General features: G+C 74.0%; 13 protein-coding genes. 7 read left to right on the top strand and 6 right to left on the bottom strand.

Going from position 1 to position 14,490, the window contains the following annotated elements; genetic code table 11:
- Positions 1-52: 52 nt before the first annotated feature.
- Positions 53-1,480 (bottom strand): UDP-glucose/GDP-mannose dehydrogenase family protein, encoded by a 1,428-nt coding sequence (locus tag NFX44_RS28225; protein WP_262286635.1) that lies wholly within the window; start codon positions 1,478-1,480, stop codon positions 53-55.
- Positions 1,481-1,729: 249 nt separating this feature from the next.
- Between NFX44_RS28225 and NFX44_RS28220 the strand changes: the two genes are divergently transcribed.
- Positions 1,730-2,893: an acyl-CoA dehydrogenase family protein gene (locus NFX44_RS28220; protein WP_262286634.1), complete on the top strand. Its 1,164-nt coding sequence runs from the start codon at positions 1,730-1,732 to the stop codon at positions 2,891-2,893.
- 55 nt (positions 2,894-2,948) lie between these two features.
- Here the strand turns inward: NFX44_RS28220 and NFX44_RS28215 are convergent, their stop codons facing one another.
- Complete coding sequence (locus tag NFX44_RS28215) at positions 2,949-3,617, bottom strand: hypothetical protein (RefSeq protein WP_262286633.1); 669 nt, start codon at positions 3,615-3,617, stop codon at positions 2,949-2,951.
- A gap of 23 nt (positions 3,618-3,640) precedes the next feature.
- On the opposite strand from NFX44_RS28215, the gene NFX44_RS28210 reads away from it, so the two are divergent.
- Positions 3,641-4,156: an acyl-CoA thioesterase gene (locus NFX44_RS28210; RefSeq protein WP_262286632.1), complete on the top strand. Its 516-nt coding sequence runs from the start codon at positions 3,641-3,643 to the stop codon at positions 4,154-4,156.
- 153 nt (positions 4,157-4,309) lie between these two features.
- Positions 4,310-6,298, top strand: coding sequence for an acetoacetate--CoA ligase (locus tag NFX44_RS28205; protein WP_262286631.1), 1,989 nt, complete (start codon positions 4,310-4,312; stop codon positions 6,296-6,298).
- 6 nt (positions 6,299-6,304) lie between these two features.
- Here the strand turns inward: NFX44_RS28205 and NFX44_RS28200 are convergent, their stop codons facing one another.
- Positions 6,305-6,994: a TIGR03089 family protein gene (locus NFX44_RS28200; RefSeq protein ID WP_262286630.1), complete on the bottom strand. Its 690-nt coding sequence runs from the start codon at positions 6,992-6,994 to the stop codon at positions 6,305-6,307.
- Between the two features lie 151 nt (positions 6,995-7,145).
- Between NFX44_RS28200 and NFX44_RS28195 the strand changes: the two genes are divergently transcribed.
- Positions 7,146-8,291, top strand: a complete 1,146-nt coding sequence (locus NFX44_RS28195; RefSeq protein ID WP_262286629.1) for a glycosyltransferase family 1 protein — start codon at positions 7,146-7,148, stop codon at positions 8,289-8,291.
- 63 nt (positions 8,292-8,354) lie between these two features.
- On the top strand, positions 8,355-9,446 hold the full coding sequence (locus NFX44_RS28190; protein ID WP_262286628.1) for a mannose-1-phosphate guanylyltransferase: 1,092 nt from the start codon (positions 8,355-8,357) through the stop codon (positions 9,444-9,446).
- A 12-nt stretch (positions 9,447-9,458) separates the two neighbouring features.
- On the opposite strand, the gene NFX44_RS28185 is transcribed toward NFX44_RS28190, so the two are convergent.
- The gene (locus NFX44_RS28185; RefSeq protein ID WP_262286627.1) at positions 9,459-10,031 is read right to left on the bottom strand and encodes an NUDIX hydrolase; all 573 of its coding nucleotides are present in this window, start codon (positions 10,029-10,031) and stop codon (positions 9,459-9,461) included.
- Between the two features lie 39 nt (positions 10,032-10,070).
- On the opposite strand from NFX44_RS28185, the gene NFX44_RS28180 reads away from it, so the two are divergent.
- The gene (locus tag NFX44_RS28180; protein WP_262286626.1) at positions 10,071-11,132 is read left to right on the top strand and encodes a DUF4185 domain-containing protein; all 1,062 of its coding nucleotides are present in this window, start codon (positions 10,071-10,073) and stop codon (positions 11,130-11,132) included.
- Between the two features lie 252 nt (positions 11,133-11,384).
- Positions 11,385-12,389 (top strand): helix-turn-helix transcriptional regulator, encoded by a 1,005-nt coding sequence (locus NFX44_RS28175; protein WP_262286625.1) that lies wholly within the window; start codon positions 11,385-11,387, stop codon positions 12,387-12,389.
- A gap of 17 nt (positions 12,390-12,406) precedes the next feature.
- Here NFX44_RS28175 and NFX44_RS28170 read toward each other — a convergent pair whose 3' ends face one another.
- Together NFX44_RS28170 and cofD are read right to left on the bottom strand one after the other, a co-directional pair.
- Positions 12,407-13,492 carry a coenzyme F420-0:L-glutamate ligase gene (locus NFX44_RS28170; protein ID WP_262286624.1) on the bottom strand — a complete coding sequence of 362 codons (1,086 nt, stop codon included), beginning with the start codon at positions 13,490-13,492 and terminating at the stop codon, positions 12,407-12,409.
- Entirely contained in the window at positions 13,489-14,436 is a 948-nt protein-coding gene (cofD, locus tag NFX44_RS28165; protein WP_262286623.1) for a 2-phospho-L-lactate transferase, read from the bottom strand. Before cofD ends, NFX44_RS28170 begins: the two co-directional genes overlap by 4 nt.
- Positions 14,437-14,490 lie beyond the last annotated feature (54 nt).

The following is a 14,490-nucleotide window of genomic DNA, read 5'->3' as shown; positions in this document are numbered from 1 at the left end:
CCGCCCCTGACACCGTGCAAGCGTCGGCCGGCCGGCCGACGCTTGCACGGTGTCAGGGGCGGCCCATGCCGCGGTACTCCCATCCGGCCTGCGTCCACAGTGTGGAGTCCAGGCAGTTGCGGCCGTCGACCACCTTGCGGCCGTTGGCCAGTTCGCCCAGGGCGACCGGGTCGGCGTTGCGGAACTCGGCCCACTCGGTGAGGACGCAGACCAGGTCGGCGCCCTGGACGGCGTCGTTCATGGTCGCCTCGTAGGTCAGCTCGGGCACGGCCCGGCGGGCGTTCTCCACGCCCTGCGGGTCGAACACGTGCACGTCGGCGCCGGCCTTGCCGAGCAGCGCGGCGACGGCCAGGGCCGGGGCGTCCCGGACGTCGTCGGTGTTGGGCTTGAAAGTGGCGCCGAGCACGGCGATCCGGGTGCCGGAGAGGTCCGGACCGGCCGGGCCGGAGCGGCGGCCGAGCAGGTCGGCGGCGAGCTGGATCACCCGGGTCCGCCGGCGCAGGTTGATCAGGTCCACCTCGTGCAGGAAGCGCAGGGCCTCGCCGGCGCCGAGCTCCTGGGCGCGGGCCTGGAAGGCCCGGATGTCCTTGGGCAGGCAGGCGCCGCCGAAGCCGAGGCCGGCCTGGAGGAAGCGGTTGCCGATCCGGGGGTCGTAGCCGATCGAGCGGGCGAGCTGGGTGACGTCGCCGCCGGCGGCCTCGCAGACCTCGGCCATCGCGTTGATGAAGGAGATCTTGGTGGCCAGGAAGGCGTTCGCGGCGACCTTGACCAGCTCCGCCGTGGCGAAGTCGGTGACCACCAGCGGCACCTCGCGGTCCTCGGTGGCGGCCAGGTCGAAGACGCCCTTGTGGGCGGCGTAGAGCATGCCGTTGGCCCACTCGCTCTTGACCCCGACGACGATCCGGTTGGGCCGCAGCACGTCGTCGACGGCGAAGCCCTCCTGGAGGAACTCGGGGCTCCAGGCCACCTCGACGCCCAGGTCCGCCGGGGTGTGCTTGCCGACGAGCTGCTCCACCCACTCGGCGGTGCCCACCGGCACGGTGGACTTGCCGACGATCAGCGCCTTGCGGGTCAGGTGCTGGGCGAGGCTGGTGACCGACGCCTCGACGTACGACAGGTCGGCGCCCATCCCGTCGGCCCGCTGGGGGGTGCCGACGCAGATGAAGTGCACGTCGCCGAAGTCGGCGGTCTCCTGGATGTCGGTGCTGAAGCGGAGCCGGCCGGCGGCCAGGTTGCGGCGGAGCAGCTCGTCCAGGCCGGGCTCGTGGATCGGCACCTCGCCGGCGTTCAGCTTCGCGATCTTGTCCGTGTCGACGTCGAAGCCGAGGACCTCGTAGCCCAGCTCGGCGTAGCAGATGGCGTACGTCGCGCCGAGGTAGCCGGTGCCTAGGAAGGTCACCCGGGGTCGGGCCGCGCCGGAGGGCGGCGTCACCGCGGCGATGGCGGGCATCGGCTGGGTGTTCGGGTACGGGATCGTCACGCCTGTTTTCTCCGCTCGCACTGGCGGCGCTTCCTCGCGTCGCGTTCGGCTGGGGCGCCAGGGCCGGCACCGAGGGAACTCTCTCGTCTTGTGTGAGGGTAGTTGTGGCCTGTCGCCGTCGCTCGTGCGCGAGCCTACCCGCCGGTAAGGTCCGGCTGAACCCTGGTGGCTATCCTTCAGTCTGCGGCAGTCGGCAGCCTTCCGGGCGCCACAGACTGCGCATGATAGCGGTGAAAGGGGAGGGCCGACATGCCCGCAGAGCAGTCGTTCGACGTCTACCGGTTGCCGGAGGAGCACGAGGCGATCCGGGAGGCGGTCCGGGAGGTCTGTGCGGCGAAGGTCGCTCCGCACGCCGCCGAGGCGGATGAGACGGGTGAGTTCCCGAAGGCGTCCTACGACGCGCTGCGGGCCGCCGACTTCCACGCACCGCACATCCCGGTCGAGTACGGCGGCGCGGGCGCGGACGCCCTGGCCACCGCCATCGTGATCGAGGAGGTGGCCCGCGCCTGCGCCTCCTCCTCGCTGATCCCGGCGGTGAACAAGCTGGGCACCATGCCGCTCATCCTGGCCGGCTCCGAGGAGCTGAAGCGGAAGTACCTGACCCCGGTGGCGGCCGGCGACGCGATGTTCTCCTACTGCCTCTCCGAGCCGGAGGCGGGCAGCGACGCCGCGTCGATGACCACCAAGGCGGTCCGGGACGGCGACCACTGGGTGCTCAACGGCGTGAAGCGGTGGATCACCAACGCGGGCGTCTCGGAGTACTACACGGTCTTCGCTGTGACGGATCCCACAGCCCGCTCGAAGGGCATCTCGGCCTTCGTGGTGGAGAAGGCCGACGCCGGGGTGAGCTTCGGCGCGCCGGAGAAGAAGCTCGGCATCAAGGGCTCGCCGACCCGCGAGGTCTACTTCGACAACGTCCGGATCCCGGCCGACCGCATGATCGGCGCCGAGGGCACCGGTTTCGCCACCGCGATGCGGACCCTGGACCACACCCGGGTCACCATCGCCGCCCAGGCGGTCGGCATCGCGCAGGGCGCGCTGGACTATGCCAAGGGCTACATCCAGGAGCGCAAGCAGTTCGGCAAGCGGGTCGCCGACTTCCAGGGCATCCAGTTCATGGTCGCCGACATGGGCATGAAGCTGGAGGCGGCCCGGCAGCTCACCTACACGGCCGCCGGCAAGTCGGAGCGGGGCGACGCCGACCTGACCTACTTCGGCGCGGCAGCCAAGTGCTTCGCCTCGGACGCCGCCATGGAGATCACCACCGACGCGGTGCAGCTGCTCGGCGGCTACGGCTACACCCGGGACTACCCGGTCGAGCGGATGATGCGGGACGCCAAGATCACCCAGATCTACGAGGGCACCAACCAGGTGCAGCGCATCGTCATGGCGCGCCAGCTGCTCAAGGGCTGACCCGTACCGGCGACGATCGGGCGGGCGGGCCGGGTGACCGGCCCGCCCGCGGTCGTCAACGGGTCTCGGTGGTGCCCTCCGGTCGGGTGGTCGCGCGCGGGGGCGCGGACCACGGCGACTCGCCGCCGGTGCGGCGGGGCAGGGGTTCGGTGGGGGTGTCGGGATAGGCCAGCGGGAGCGGGGTCGTGTCGCCGTCCTTCGTCGGGTCCTTGTTCGGGTCCGCCGGAGGCCAGTCGCCGAGCGAGGGGCTGTGCTCGACGGGCGTGCCGGCCGGGGTCAGCTCCGCCTCGGCCGGCCCGGCCGGCCGCTGTCGCCACCGCTGGCCGCTGAACACGGCCATCAGCAGCAGCACGCCGATGAGGAACAGCGTGCCGTTCTCCAGCGGCTGGCGCAGCGGCAGCGGGTCCCCGAGCATCTTCCAGTCCTCGGGGATCCGGTCGCGGACGTCGAACGGTGCCACGAACAGCCCGAGGTACGGGACCACGAGCAGCAGCCCGGCCACGGCGGGGCCGAGCGGCGAGAAGCGCAGCGTGCCGAGCAGGCCGAGCAGGACGCCGGCGACGCCCAGGTACACGGCCGGCTCGATCAGGTTGGGCGTGCTGTACGTACCGATCTCCACCCAGCGGTGCACGGTGCGCCCAGATCCGTCCTGACCGAGCGTGACGAGCACCCAGGTGACGGGCGCCACCACCAACCCGGCGAGGAAGCTCCAGAGATGTCGCATCCGCGCACCGTACCGTTTCCGGCATGACAGATCACCCCGCCGCCCCTCCGGGCAAGCCGACTTCGTACTCGCGCGTCACGCTGAGTCGCATCATGACCGCTGTCGATGTCAATCTGTACGGGACCGTTCACGGTGGGGTACTGATGAAGTTCGTCGACGACGTGGCCGGCGCGGCGGCCGCCCGGCACAGCGGCGGCACCGCGGTGACCGCCTCCATCGACGAGATCGTCTTCTCCGAGCCGGTCCGGGTCGGTGACCTGGTGCACGCGCACGCCCAGGTGAACTGGACCGGCAACACCTCGATGGAGGTCGGGGTGAAGGTGGTCGCCGAGCGCTGGGACTCGGCCGAGGACGAGCCGGTCCGGGTCGCCACGGCGTACCTGGTCTTCGTGGGGGTGGACGTGGGCGGCGCGCCGCGGTCGGTCCGGCCGGTGCTGCCGGAGACGCCGGAGGACGAGCGGCGCTACCGGGAGGCGGAGATCCGCCGGGCCCACCGGCTGGCCCGCCGCCGGGCGATCCAGGCCCACCGCGCCGGCTGAGGGACGCCGGCCCACACCCCGGGGGGCCCGGGCGTGTGGGCCGGCCACGCCCCGTCACCGGCACCCGGTACGGAGAATGGCCTGGCGAGGTAGGGCAAGATGGCGCCACGGCCCATGCACAGTGTGGTGACGGGCCTCAGGGAGGGTGGAACAGTGGGTGACGTGCTGTGGACGCCGCCGGCCGACGTGCGTGAGCGGTCCCGGATCGGCGACTACCTGCGCTGGCTGGCCGAGCACCGGGGGCTGGAGTTCGCCGACTACGACGCGCTGTGGCAGTGGTCGGTGACCGACCTGGACGCCTTCTGGCGGTCGATCTGGGACTACTTCGAGGTGGTCGCGCACACCCCGCCGACCGCCACGCTCACCGACCGGACCATGCCGGGCACCCGGTGGTTCCCCGGCGCCACCCTCAACTACGCCGAGAACGTGCTGCGGATGCCCGGCCGGGCCGACGACGACCCGGTGGTGATCGCGCACGGGCAGACCCGCGCCCCGGAGACGCTGACCGCCGCGCAGCTGCGCGACCAGGTCCGCCGGGTGGCGGCCGGCCTGCGCCGGCTCGGCGTGGGGCAGGGCGACCGGGTGGCGGCGTACGCGCCGAACATCCCGGAGACCTACGTCCTGCTGCTCGCCACCGCCAGCCTCGGCGCGATCTTCTCCTCCTGCGCGCCCGAGTTCGGCACCCGCAGCGTCACGGACCGCTGGCAGCAGATCGAGCCCACGGTGCTCGTGGCGGTCGACGGCTACCGCTACGGCGACAAGCCGGTCGACCGGCGCGCCGAGGTGGCCGCGATCCGGGCCGCCCTGCCGTCCCTGCGGCACACCGTCGGCATCGCCTACCTCGACCCGGCCGGAGCGCCCCCGGAGGGCGCGCTGTCGTGGGCCGAGTTGGCGGCGGAGACCGACGAGCCGCTGGCCTTCACGCCGGTGCCCGTCGACCACCCGCTCTACGTGCTCTACTCCTCCGGCACCACCGGCCTGCCCAAGCCGATCGTGCACGGTCACGGCGGCATCCTGCTGGAGCACCTGAAGATGCTGGCCCTGCACCACGACCTGGGCCCGACCGACCGCTTCTTCTGGTTCACCACCACCGGCTGGATGATGTGGAACTTCCTGGTCTCCGGGCCGGCGGTGGGCGCGACGATCGTGCTGTTCGACGGCAACCCGGGCCACCCGGACCTCGGCGCGCTCTGGCGGCTGGCGGCGGAGACCGGCACCACCTACTTCGGCACCTCGGCGCCGTTCCTGCTGGCCTGCCGCAAGGCCGGGCTGATCCCCAAGGAGATCGCCGACCTGTCCGCGCTGCGCGGGGTCGGCTCGACCGGCGCCCCGCTGCCCGCCGAGGGCTTCACCTGGGTCTACGAGACCGTCGGCGACCGCCTCCAGCTCCAGTCGCTCTCCGGCGGTACCGACGTCTGCACCGGTTTCGTCGGCGGCGTGCCGCTGCTGCCCGTGCACGCCGGGGAGATCACCTGCCGGGCGCTCGGCGCCAAGGTGGAGGCCCGCTCGGCCGACGGCACGCCGGTGATCGGCCAGCTCGGCGAGCTGGTGATCACCGAGCCGATGCCGAGCATGCCAGTGGGCTTCTGGAACGACACCGACGGCTCCCGCTACCGGGAGGCGTACTTCGAGGTCTACCCGGGCGTCTGGCGGCACGGCGACTGGATCACCGTCAACGAGCGCGGCGGCTGCGTGATCACCGGCCGCTCCGACGCCACCCTCAACCGGGGCGGCGTCCGGCTCGGCACGGCCGAGTTCTACTCGGTGGTCGAGGGGCTCGACGAGGTGGTCGACTCGGTCGTGGTGCACCTGGAGGACGACGAGGGCGGCGCCGGCGAGCTGCTGCTCTTCGTGGTGCTCGCCGAGGGCCTGGAGCTGGACGACGCGCTGCGGAAGAAGATCTGCCGGGAGCTGCGGACCGCGCTGTCGCCGCGGCACGTCCCCGACGAGATCCACCAGGTCCGGGCGGTGCCGCGCACCCTGTCGGCGAAGAAGCTGGAGGTGCCGGTCAAGAAGATCCTCACCGGCACCCCGGTGGACCGCGCCGCGGCCAAGGGCGCCCTGGCCAACCCGGAGTCGCTGACCGCGTTCGCCGCCTTCGCCCAGCGCCGCGCCGAGTCGGACCACCCGACCCCGGCCTGACCCCGGTCAGGTGAGGACCCGGGTGACCTTCTCCGTCGCGGTGCGCGGGTCCAGGCGGGCCGGGTCCAGGTTGGCGCAGGCCACCAGGCTGGCGCCGGCGGTGAGCGGCGCCAGCAGCCAGTCGACCGCGTCGGGGTGCCGGGTCACGTCGACCAGGAGCCGGTCGCCGGGGGTGAGGCAGAGCTCCGCGGCCCGGGCCTCCGCGCGGGCCAGCAGCGCCGCGTCCCCCTCGCCACCGCCGGGGTACGGGGTGAAGTGGTCGCCGTGCCCGCGTACCGCCGAGACGAAGTCGGCGAAGCCGGCCGGCACCTCCCGCATCGGCAGCGCGAACGGGTTCGGGGCCAGCGCGTAGCGCTCCCCGGCCGACCAGTCGCCCGCCTCGTCGATCCGCCCGGCGGCGGCGAAGAGCACGTCCACGTCGCCCGGCGTGTCGGCCACGGTCAGCTTCGCCGACCAGCAGCCGAGCAGCACGGCGGCGGTCTGCCAGTGCGGCGGCAGCAGCACCGCGGCCGTGTCGCCGGGGGCGAGGGCGATCTCGTCGACGAGCAGGTTGGCCGTCTTGGCCACCCAGTTCGCCAGCGTCGCGCCGGAAAGTTCGGTGCGCTCGCCGGTGGCGTCGTCGTACCAGGTCAGCAGCGGTCGGGCGGGGTCGGTCGCGATCGCGTCGGCGAACACCCGGGCAATGTTGTCGGCCATCGACGCGAACGATACGCGCCCGGTACGCGTACTCGATGACAACGACAAGTCGGCGTACCGTCGGGTCGCAGTCAGCGTCGGGCACCCGGCCCGGCGTAGGCTTGCCGACAGTGTTGTTCCCCACAGACGCGCCAGCCTGAGGAGTCGCCCCGTGACCGCCGGTCGCCCGCCCCGCGTGCTCATCGACGCCACGAGTGTCCCCGCCGATCGCGGCGGCGTCGGTAGATACGTCGACGGCCTGCTCGGTGCCCTCGGCCGGGTCTGCGGCTCCGGCGTCGACCTGGCCGTGGTGAGCCTCCGCACCGACCTGGAGCGCTACACCAGGATGCTGCCCGGCGCCGAGGTGATCCCCGCTCCGGCGGCCGTGGCCCACCGCCCGGCCCGGCTCGCCTGGGAGCAGACCGGCCTGCCGCTGCTGGCCCAGCAGGTCGGCGCCGAGGTGCTGCACTCGCCCTTCTACACGTGCCCGCTGCGGGCCGGCTGCCCGGTCACGGTCACCGTGCACGACGCGACCTTCTTCACCGAGCCGGAGCACTACGACAAGTCCCGCCGCACCTTCTTCCGCAGCGCGATCAAGACCTCGCTGCGCCGGGCCGACCGGGTGATCGTGCCGAGCAAGGCCACCCGCGACGAGCTGATCCGCCTGCTGGACGCCGACCCCACCCGGATCGACGTGGCCTACCACGGTGTCGACCAGGCCGCCTTCCACGCTCCGAGCGAGGAGGAGAAGGCCCGGGTGCGGGCCCGCCTCGGGTTGGGCAGCAGCAGCTACGTGGCGTTCCTCGGGGCCAAGGAGCCGCGCAAGAACGTGCCCAACCTGATCCGCGGCTGGGCCCGCGCGGTCGGCGACCGGACGGACCCGCCCGCGCTGGTCATCGCGGGCGGCCAGGGGCACGACGACGACATCGACCGGGCGGTGGCCGAGGTGCCGTCGCACCTGCGGCTGCTCCGCCCGGGCTACCTGCGCTACGGCGACCTGCCCGGCTTCCTCGGTGGCGCGCTGGTCGCCGCCTACCCGTCCTACGGGGAGGGCTTCGGCCTGCCCATCCTGGAGGCGATGGCGTGCGCCGCGCCGGTGCTCACCACGCCGCGGCTCTCCCTGCCCGAGGTGGGCGGCGACGCCGTGGCGTACACCAGCGAGGACCCGGATCAGATCGCCACCGACCTGACCGCCCTGCTCGACGACGAGCAGCGCCGGCTCTCCCTGGCCAAGGCCGGTTTCGACCGGGCCAAGGAGTTCACCTGGGAGTCCAGCGCCGAGGTGCACATCGCCGCGTGGAGCCGGGCGCGTTCCTGAGTGTCACCTGCGGGTACGTCCGACCGGGGGCCCGTAGCACGGCGGTTCGGGCATGATGTGCTGATGTTCTACGCCGTCATCCCGGCGGGTGGCAGTGGCACGAGGTTGTGGCCGCTGTCCCGTGCCGGCCACCCCAAGTTCCTCCACCCGCTGACCGGCACCCCGGCCTCGCTGCTCCAGGCGACGGTCGACCGGCTGTCGCCGCTGACCACGCCGGACCGCACGCTGGTGGTCACGGGGGCCGCGCACGTCGCGGCGGTGGCACGGCAACTGGCGGGCGTGCCGGAGGAGAACATCCTGGTCGAGCCCTCGCCGCGGGATTCCTGCGCGGCGATCGCGCTGGCCGCCGCGGTGATCGCCGAGCGTGACCCGGAGGCGGTGATGGGCTCCTTCGCCGCCGACCACCTCATCGGTGACCCGGCGCGCTGGGCCGAGGTGGTCCGGCAGGCGATCCGCGGCGCCGAGCAGGGTTCGCTGATGACGGTGGGCATCACCCCGACGCGGCCGGAGACGGGCTACGGCTACCTGGAGACCGGGGACCCGGCGGGCGACGGCACCCTGCGCCCGGTCATCGAGTTCAAGGAGAAGCCGGCCGCCGACGTGGCCGAGGGCTACGTGCGGTCCGGCCGGCACCTCTGGAACGCCAGCATGTTCGTCTGGCGGGTGGACGTCTTCCTGGCCGAGCTGGCCCGGCAGCAGCCGGCCATGCACGCGGGGATCACCGCGATCGCGGCGGCGTGGGGCACCCCGGAGCAGGACGACGTCCTCGGCACGGTCTGGCCGACCCTGCCGAAGATCTCCGTCGACTACGCGGTGATGGAGGGCGCGGCGACCGCCGGCCGGGTGGCGACCGTCCCGGGCGACTTCGGCTGGAACGACGTGGGCGACTTCCACACCCTCGGCGAGGTGCTCCCCGCGGACGCCGCCGGCAACGTGGTGCTGGGCGGCGACGCCAAGCCCGGCGTCCTGCTGCGGGACACCAGCGGCCTCGTGGTGGTGCCGCAGTCCGGCCGGCTGGTGGCCGCGATCGGCGTCCACGACCTGATCGTGGTCGACACCCCGGACGCCCTGCTGGTCTGCCCGCGCGACCGGGCGCAGGACGTGAAGAAGGTGGTCGACGAGCTCAAGGAGCGCGGCGAGGAGGGGCTGGTCTGACCGGGGGCCGGGTCAGCCGGCGGCCCGCCGGGCCAGCGCGGCCAACCCCGGCGCCACCAGCTGGACGGTCCCGTCGGCCAGCGGCTCGGGCAGCCGGTCCGGCGGGAACCAGCCCAGCGCCTCGGACTCGGCGCTGACCCGCTCGGTCGCCCCGGCGGGGGCCAGCACGGCGAACCGGACGTCGTAGTGCAGCGAGCCGCCCTGGCAGGCCACCGGGTGGACGTCCACATCGATCGGTTCCGGGTCGACCACCAGGCCGGCGATACCGGACTCCTCGGTGGCCTCGCGCAGCGCGGCCGCCGCCAGGGTCCGGTCGCCGGGCTCGCAGTGCCCGCCGAGCTGCACCCACTTGCGGAACCTGCCGTGCAGGCAGAGCAGCACCCGGGCGCCCGTCGCGTCCAGCACCAGCGCGCTCGCGGTGAGGTGCCCGGGCCGGTGCGCCCGGCTCATCGCCACCGGTCCGGCCGCCAGCAGGGCCAGCGTCCGATCCCGGTTCGCGGCGGCCGCCGGGCTGGTCGCCGTCCAGCGGCTCAGCACCGCCGTGGCGTCGGCATGCAGGTCGGCGTACGTCTCGGTGTCCGGCACCCCGCCACTGTACGGGCGCGCCCTCCGTACCCTGGCCCGGTGACCCTCCGACTCGTCGAGTTCGTCGTGGCCGGCAACGAGGCCAGCGACCTGCTGCCCGTCCGCTCCCCGGCGCTGCTGCGCGCGCACGGCGCCCGCCGGGGCTTCTGGACCGTCCTCGACGAGGGCCCGGTGGAACAGTGCCTGGCGCTGCTGCTGGAGCGCGCCGACGGCGAGTGGGTGGCGCACCACGTGGCCGCCGACGCCGGCCGGGAGAACGGCCGCACCGAGGACGGTGAGGCGCTCGCCCACCACGACGGCTGGGTGTACGTCTTCGGCTCGCACTTCGGCTCGAAGGCCGGCCCGCTGCGCCCCCGGCGCGCGTTCGTGGCCCGGTTCCGCGAGGACGACGCGGCCGGCGGGACGCTGCCGCTGCACGTGGTGCGCAACCGGTTCCGGCTGCACCGGGCGATCAACGACGCCCTCGCCGCCGCGCCGCTGACTCCGCTGCCGGCGGGGGAGCGCGTCCGGCAGCGGTTCATCGTGGAGACGCGGGACCGGGGCACCGCCCGGGCCAAGAGCTGGGTGAGCCGGCTGGCCGAGGACGACCTGCCCGTCAACGTCGAGGCGGCGGCCTTCACCCCGGCCGGGACGGTGCTGCTCGGGCTGCGCTTCCCGGTGACCGCCGAGGGCGAGCCCATCCTGGTCGAGCTGGCCGGTGTGGCCGACATGTTCGGCGACGGCTCCGGGTCGGGCCGGGACGCCGAGCCGGGCTGGCCGCGCGCCGTCGGGGCGTACGCCCTGACCGGGGTGACCCCGGCGGGCGCGCTGACCGGCTTCCGGGCCGTCGCGCCGACACCGGACGGCGGCTACGCGGCGGTGATCGGCTCGATCGACGCGGTCGGCAAGGGCTCGGTGCTGCTGGACGACCACCCGCACGGCGGCCAGGTGACCTCGCGGCACGTCCGGTTCCGGCACGACGTCGGCCCGGACGCCCGGGTGGCGGGGAAGCTGGTGGCCGAGCTGGCGCCGTTCCACCACGTGGAGGGGCTGGCCGAGCTGGACGGGCGCTGCTACTACGTCACCGACGAGGATCACCGGGTGGCGCTCTGGCTCGGCTGAGCGGTCGCCGGACGACACCTCTACGGAGATGAGCCGCAGACCCTCGTGGTGCCGTCCGGCCGACCGGCGCGCCCGCTGGTCCACAGCCGGTTCGGTGACGCCGTGTCCCGGCGTGGCGGGCAAGTGGAAGTCTGCCCAACCCGGCCGGGCACCGTCGAGGTTTTTCATCCCACGCTTAAAGATGGAGATAAGTACCGGCGGGTACAGTGCTCAACGTGGCGGGCACTCCCTCGGTCCGCCCGGGAGAGTTCCATGCTGAAGGTCGTTTTCTCCCGCGAGGACATCCTGCGGACCAGGGTGGCCCCCGTCGCGGACCCGGTCTGGGAACTGGTCCTCAGCCTGCACCTGCTCCAGGGTCGCGGGCGTGACCCGCTGCTGACCGCCTGGCGACGCACGGTGGCCCGCGGGCTGCAGACGGACACCGCCGCCGACAGCTACCGCCTGCTGCTCGCGCTCAACCCGCCCCGCGGCTACTTCCCGGACTTCCTCACCCCCTACGCCAGCAAGGACGGTCTGGACGCCGGGCTGGAGGCGGTTCGCGGCACCCCGGTCGACCTGCTCCGCCGCGACCTCGCCCGGCTCGCCGAGGAGAACGCGCTGCCGGCGTCGGCGAGTGCCCTGGCCCGCGGCGAGCCCGAGGTGCTCAGCCACCTGACCGACTCGATGGTCCGGTACCAGTCACTCGCCGTCACCCCGTACTGGTCGCGGATCCAGGCCGCCGTGGAGGCGGACCGCGCGCGCCGCGCCCGGGCCATGCTCGACGGCGGCGCCGAGGGGCTGCTGGCCAGCCTGCGGCCGAGCATGCGCTGGGCCGACGGGGTGCTGGAGGTCCTCGACTACCCGGACAGCCGGGAGCTGCACCTCGACGGGCGGGGGCTGCTGCTCGTCCCCTCGTTCTTCTGCGCCCGGACCCCGGTCGCGCTCCTCGACCCGAGCCTGCCGCCGGTGCTGGTCTACCCCGTCGACCGGCTCGGCGGTCTCACGCCTGAGGCGGGTGGCGGCGCCGGCCGGGACGCCGACGACGCGCAGCGGGAGGCGCTGGCCGCCCTGCTCGGCCGGACCCGGGCGGCCGTGCTGGAGGCCGCCGACGAGGGCTGCACCACCGGCGAGGTGGCCCGCCGGCTGCGCATCTCCGCGGCCGCGGCCAGCCAGCACACCAGCGTGCTGCGCAACGCCGGCCTGTTGGTCAGCCACCGCGACCGCAACACCGTGCTGCACACCCTGACCCCGCTGGGCCGGGCCGTCCTCGACGCCTGAGGTCGCTGAGCGCGAGGTCAGACGGCGAGGGCCGCGCTGGCGGTGCTTCCCGGCGGCGGAGGGAGCAGCGCCGACGGGACGGCCTCGGCGGCCAGCGCGGTACGCAGGCGTTGCAGGTCGGCGCCGAAACGGACCAGGTCCGGCGCGTCGACCGGGGCCGGTGGCGCGCCGAGGACCAGGCCGGTGGCCCGCGCCGGCCAGCCGGGCACGGTGGCGACCAGTCCGGCGCGTACCTCGTCGTCGGTGACGTGGGTGAAGACGGTGCCGGGCGCGACCACGCCGGCGACGGCGGCGATCGCCCGGTCGACGGCGGCCGGGTCGGCCGGGGTCGGGCCGGGACCGTCCGCCAGGGTGGCCGCCTCCCGCAGGCCGGCGGCGCGCGCCTCGGCGGTGCCGAGGGAGAACAGGTCCAGCGACGCGTCCCGGACCAGCGCGGCGGCGCCCTCGTCGTCGTCCCGGGTCTCGCCCAGGTAGCCGCGGATCACCGCGACCGGCACCTGGTCGCACTTGCCCTTGATCAGCTCACCGGCCGCGGCCAGCTCGTCGACCACGGCCATCTGGGTGAGCTGGAGTTCGTTGCCGTAGGGGTCGATCTCGCCCCGGTGGTCGCGGATCGCCGGCATGCCGGCCACCCCGAGCGCCACGTCGGTGAGCCCGTTGCGCCACGGCCGGCCCATCGTGTCGCTCACGATGACCGCGACGTCGAGGTCGTACCGCTCGCGCAGGGTGGCGCGCAGCGCGCGGGCGGAGGCGTCCGGGTCCTTGGGCAGCAGCACCAGCCGGGTCTTGTCCACGTTGGACGCGTCGATGCCGGCGGAGGCCATCACGAACCCGTGGTGGGTCTGCACGATCCGGGTGGTGCCGCGCGTGGCCACCACGCGGGCGGTCTCCCCGGCCAGCACCTCGTCCCGGGCGGCCAGCCGCTCGGGCCCGTCGGCCGGCACGTCGACCAGCCGACCCTCCGCCTTCGACACGACCTTGCTGGTCACCACCAGCACGTCGCCGTCGCGCAGCCAGGGCGCCGCGGTGGCGATCAGCGCCGCCAGGTCGTCGCCCTCGGTCACGTCGCCGATGCCGGGCACCGGCAGGATCTCCAGCCTCACATCAGCTCCAACGCGGCTCGGACCATCGCCGCCGTCGCCGCCTCGTCGGTCATCCGCAGCGGCGCGGCGCGCACGGTCACCTCCGGCACCGCGGTGCCCTCGTCCTCCGTCGCGACCAGCCAGCCGTCGAGCAGGCCGCCGGCCGAGCGGCCACCGTAGATGCCGCCCACCCCGGCGGCGCTGCACTCGACGCCGAGCACGGACAGGCAGCGGTCGGCCATGCCACGGACCGGTGCGCCCCCGATGATCGGGGACACCCCGACGACCGGCGCCGGCCCGTCGGCGATCGCGTCGCGCAGCCCTGGCACGGCCAGGATCGGCGCGATGCTCACCACCGGGTTGCTGGGCGCGACGAGCACCACGTCGGCGGCCCGGATGGCCTCCAGCACGCCGGGCGCCGGCTTCGCCGTCTCCGCGCCGACGAAGACGAACCGGTGCGTCGGCACGTCCGCCCGGTGGCGGACCCACCACTCCTGGAAGTGGATCGCCCGCTGGCCGCCGTCGAGGTCGACCACGACATGGGTCTCCAGGCGGTCGTCGGTGGCCGGCAGCAGGCGTACGCCGGGCTGCCAGCGCGTGGACAGCGCCTCGGTGACCTGGGACAGCGGGTAGCCGGCGTTGAGCATGGTGGTGCGCACCAGATGGGTGGCGAGATCCTTGTCGCCGAGCCCGAACCAGGCCGGCTCGGCGCCGTACGCGGCCAGCTCGGACTTGACCGTCCAGGTCTCGCCCACGCGGCCCCAGCCCCGTTCCGGGTCGGCGCCCCCGCCCAGCGTGTACATGACGCTGTCCAGGTCGGGGCAGACCTTCAGCCCGTGCAGCAGCAGATCGTCGCCGACGTTGACCACGGCGGTCACCTCGGCCCCCACCTCCCGGGCGTACGCCCGGACGCCGAGCAGGAACCGGGCGCCCCCGATGCCGCCGGTCAGAACCACGATGCGCATGACGTCCATCCTTGCGCACACGCCGCCGTCGATCGCCCGGTGGCCGGAGAGACT

The sequence above is a fragment of the Micromonospora sp. MA102 genome, assembly GCF_025460765.1.
GTDB classification, from domain to species: domain Bacteria; phylum Actinomycetota; class Actinomycetes; order Mycobacteriales; family Micromonosporaceae; genus Micromonospora; species Micromonospora halotolerans.
The sequence above is the reverse complement of the archived record's forward strand: the minus strand, read 5'-3'. Positions and strand labels throughout refer to the sequence as shown.

Bases quoted from the DNA above. Each gene is read 5' to 3' on its own strand.
- NFX44_RS28220 (WP_262286634.1), top strand. From the start codon at position 1,730: ATGCCCGCAGAGCAGTCGTTCGACGTCTACCGGTTGCCGGAGGAGCAC.
- NFX44_RS28215 (WP_262286633.1), bottom strand. From the start codon at position 3,617: ATGCGACATCTCTGGAGCTTCCTCGCCGGGTTGGTGGTGGCGCCCGTC.
- NFX44_RS28210 (WP_262286632.1), top strand. From the start codon at position 3,641: ATGACAGATCACCCCGCCGCCCCTCCGGGCAAGCCGACTTCGTACTCG.
- NFX44_RS28200 (WP_262286630.1), bottom strand. From the start codon at position 6,994: ATGGCCGACAACATTGCCCGGGTGTTCGCCGACGCGATCGCGACCGAC.
- NFX44_RS28190 (WP_262286628.1), top strand. From the start codon at position 8,355: ATGTTCTACGCCGTCATCCCGGCGGGTGGCAGTGGCACGAGGTTGTGG.
- NFX44_RS28175 (WP_262286625.1), top strand. From the start codon at position 11,385: ATGCTGAAGGTCGTTTTCTCCCGCGAGGACATCCTGCGGACCAGGGTG.
- cofD (WP_262286623.1), bottom strand. From the start codon at position 14,436: ATGCGCATCGTGGTTCTGACCGGCGGCATCGGGGGCGCCCGGTTCCTG.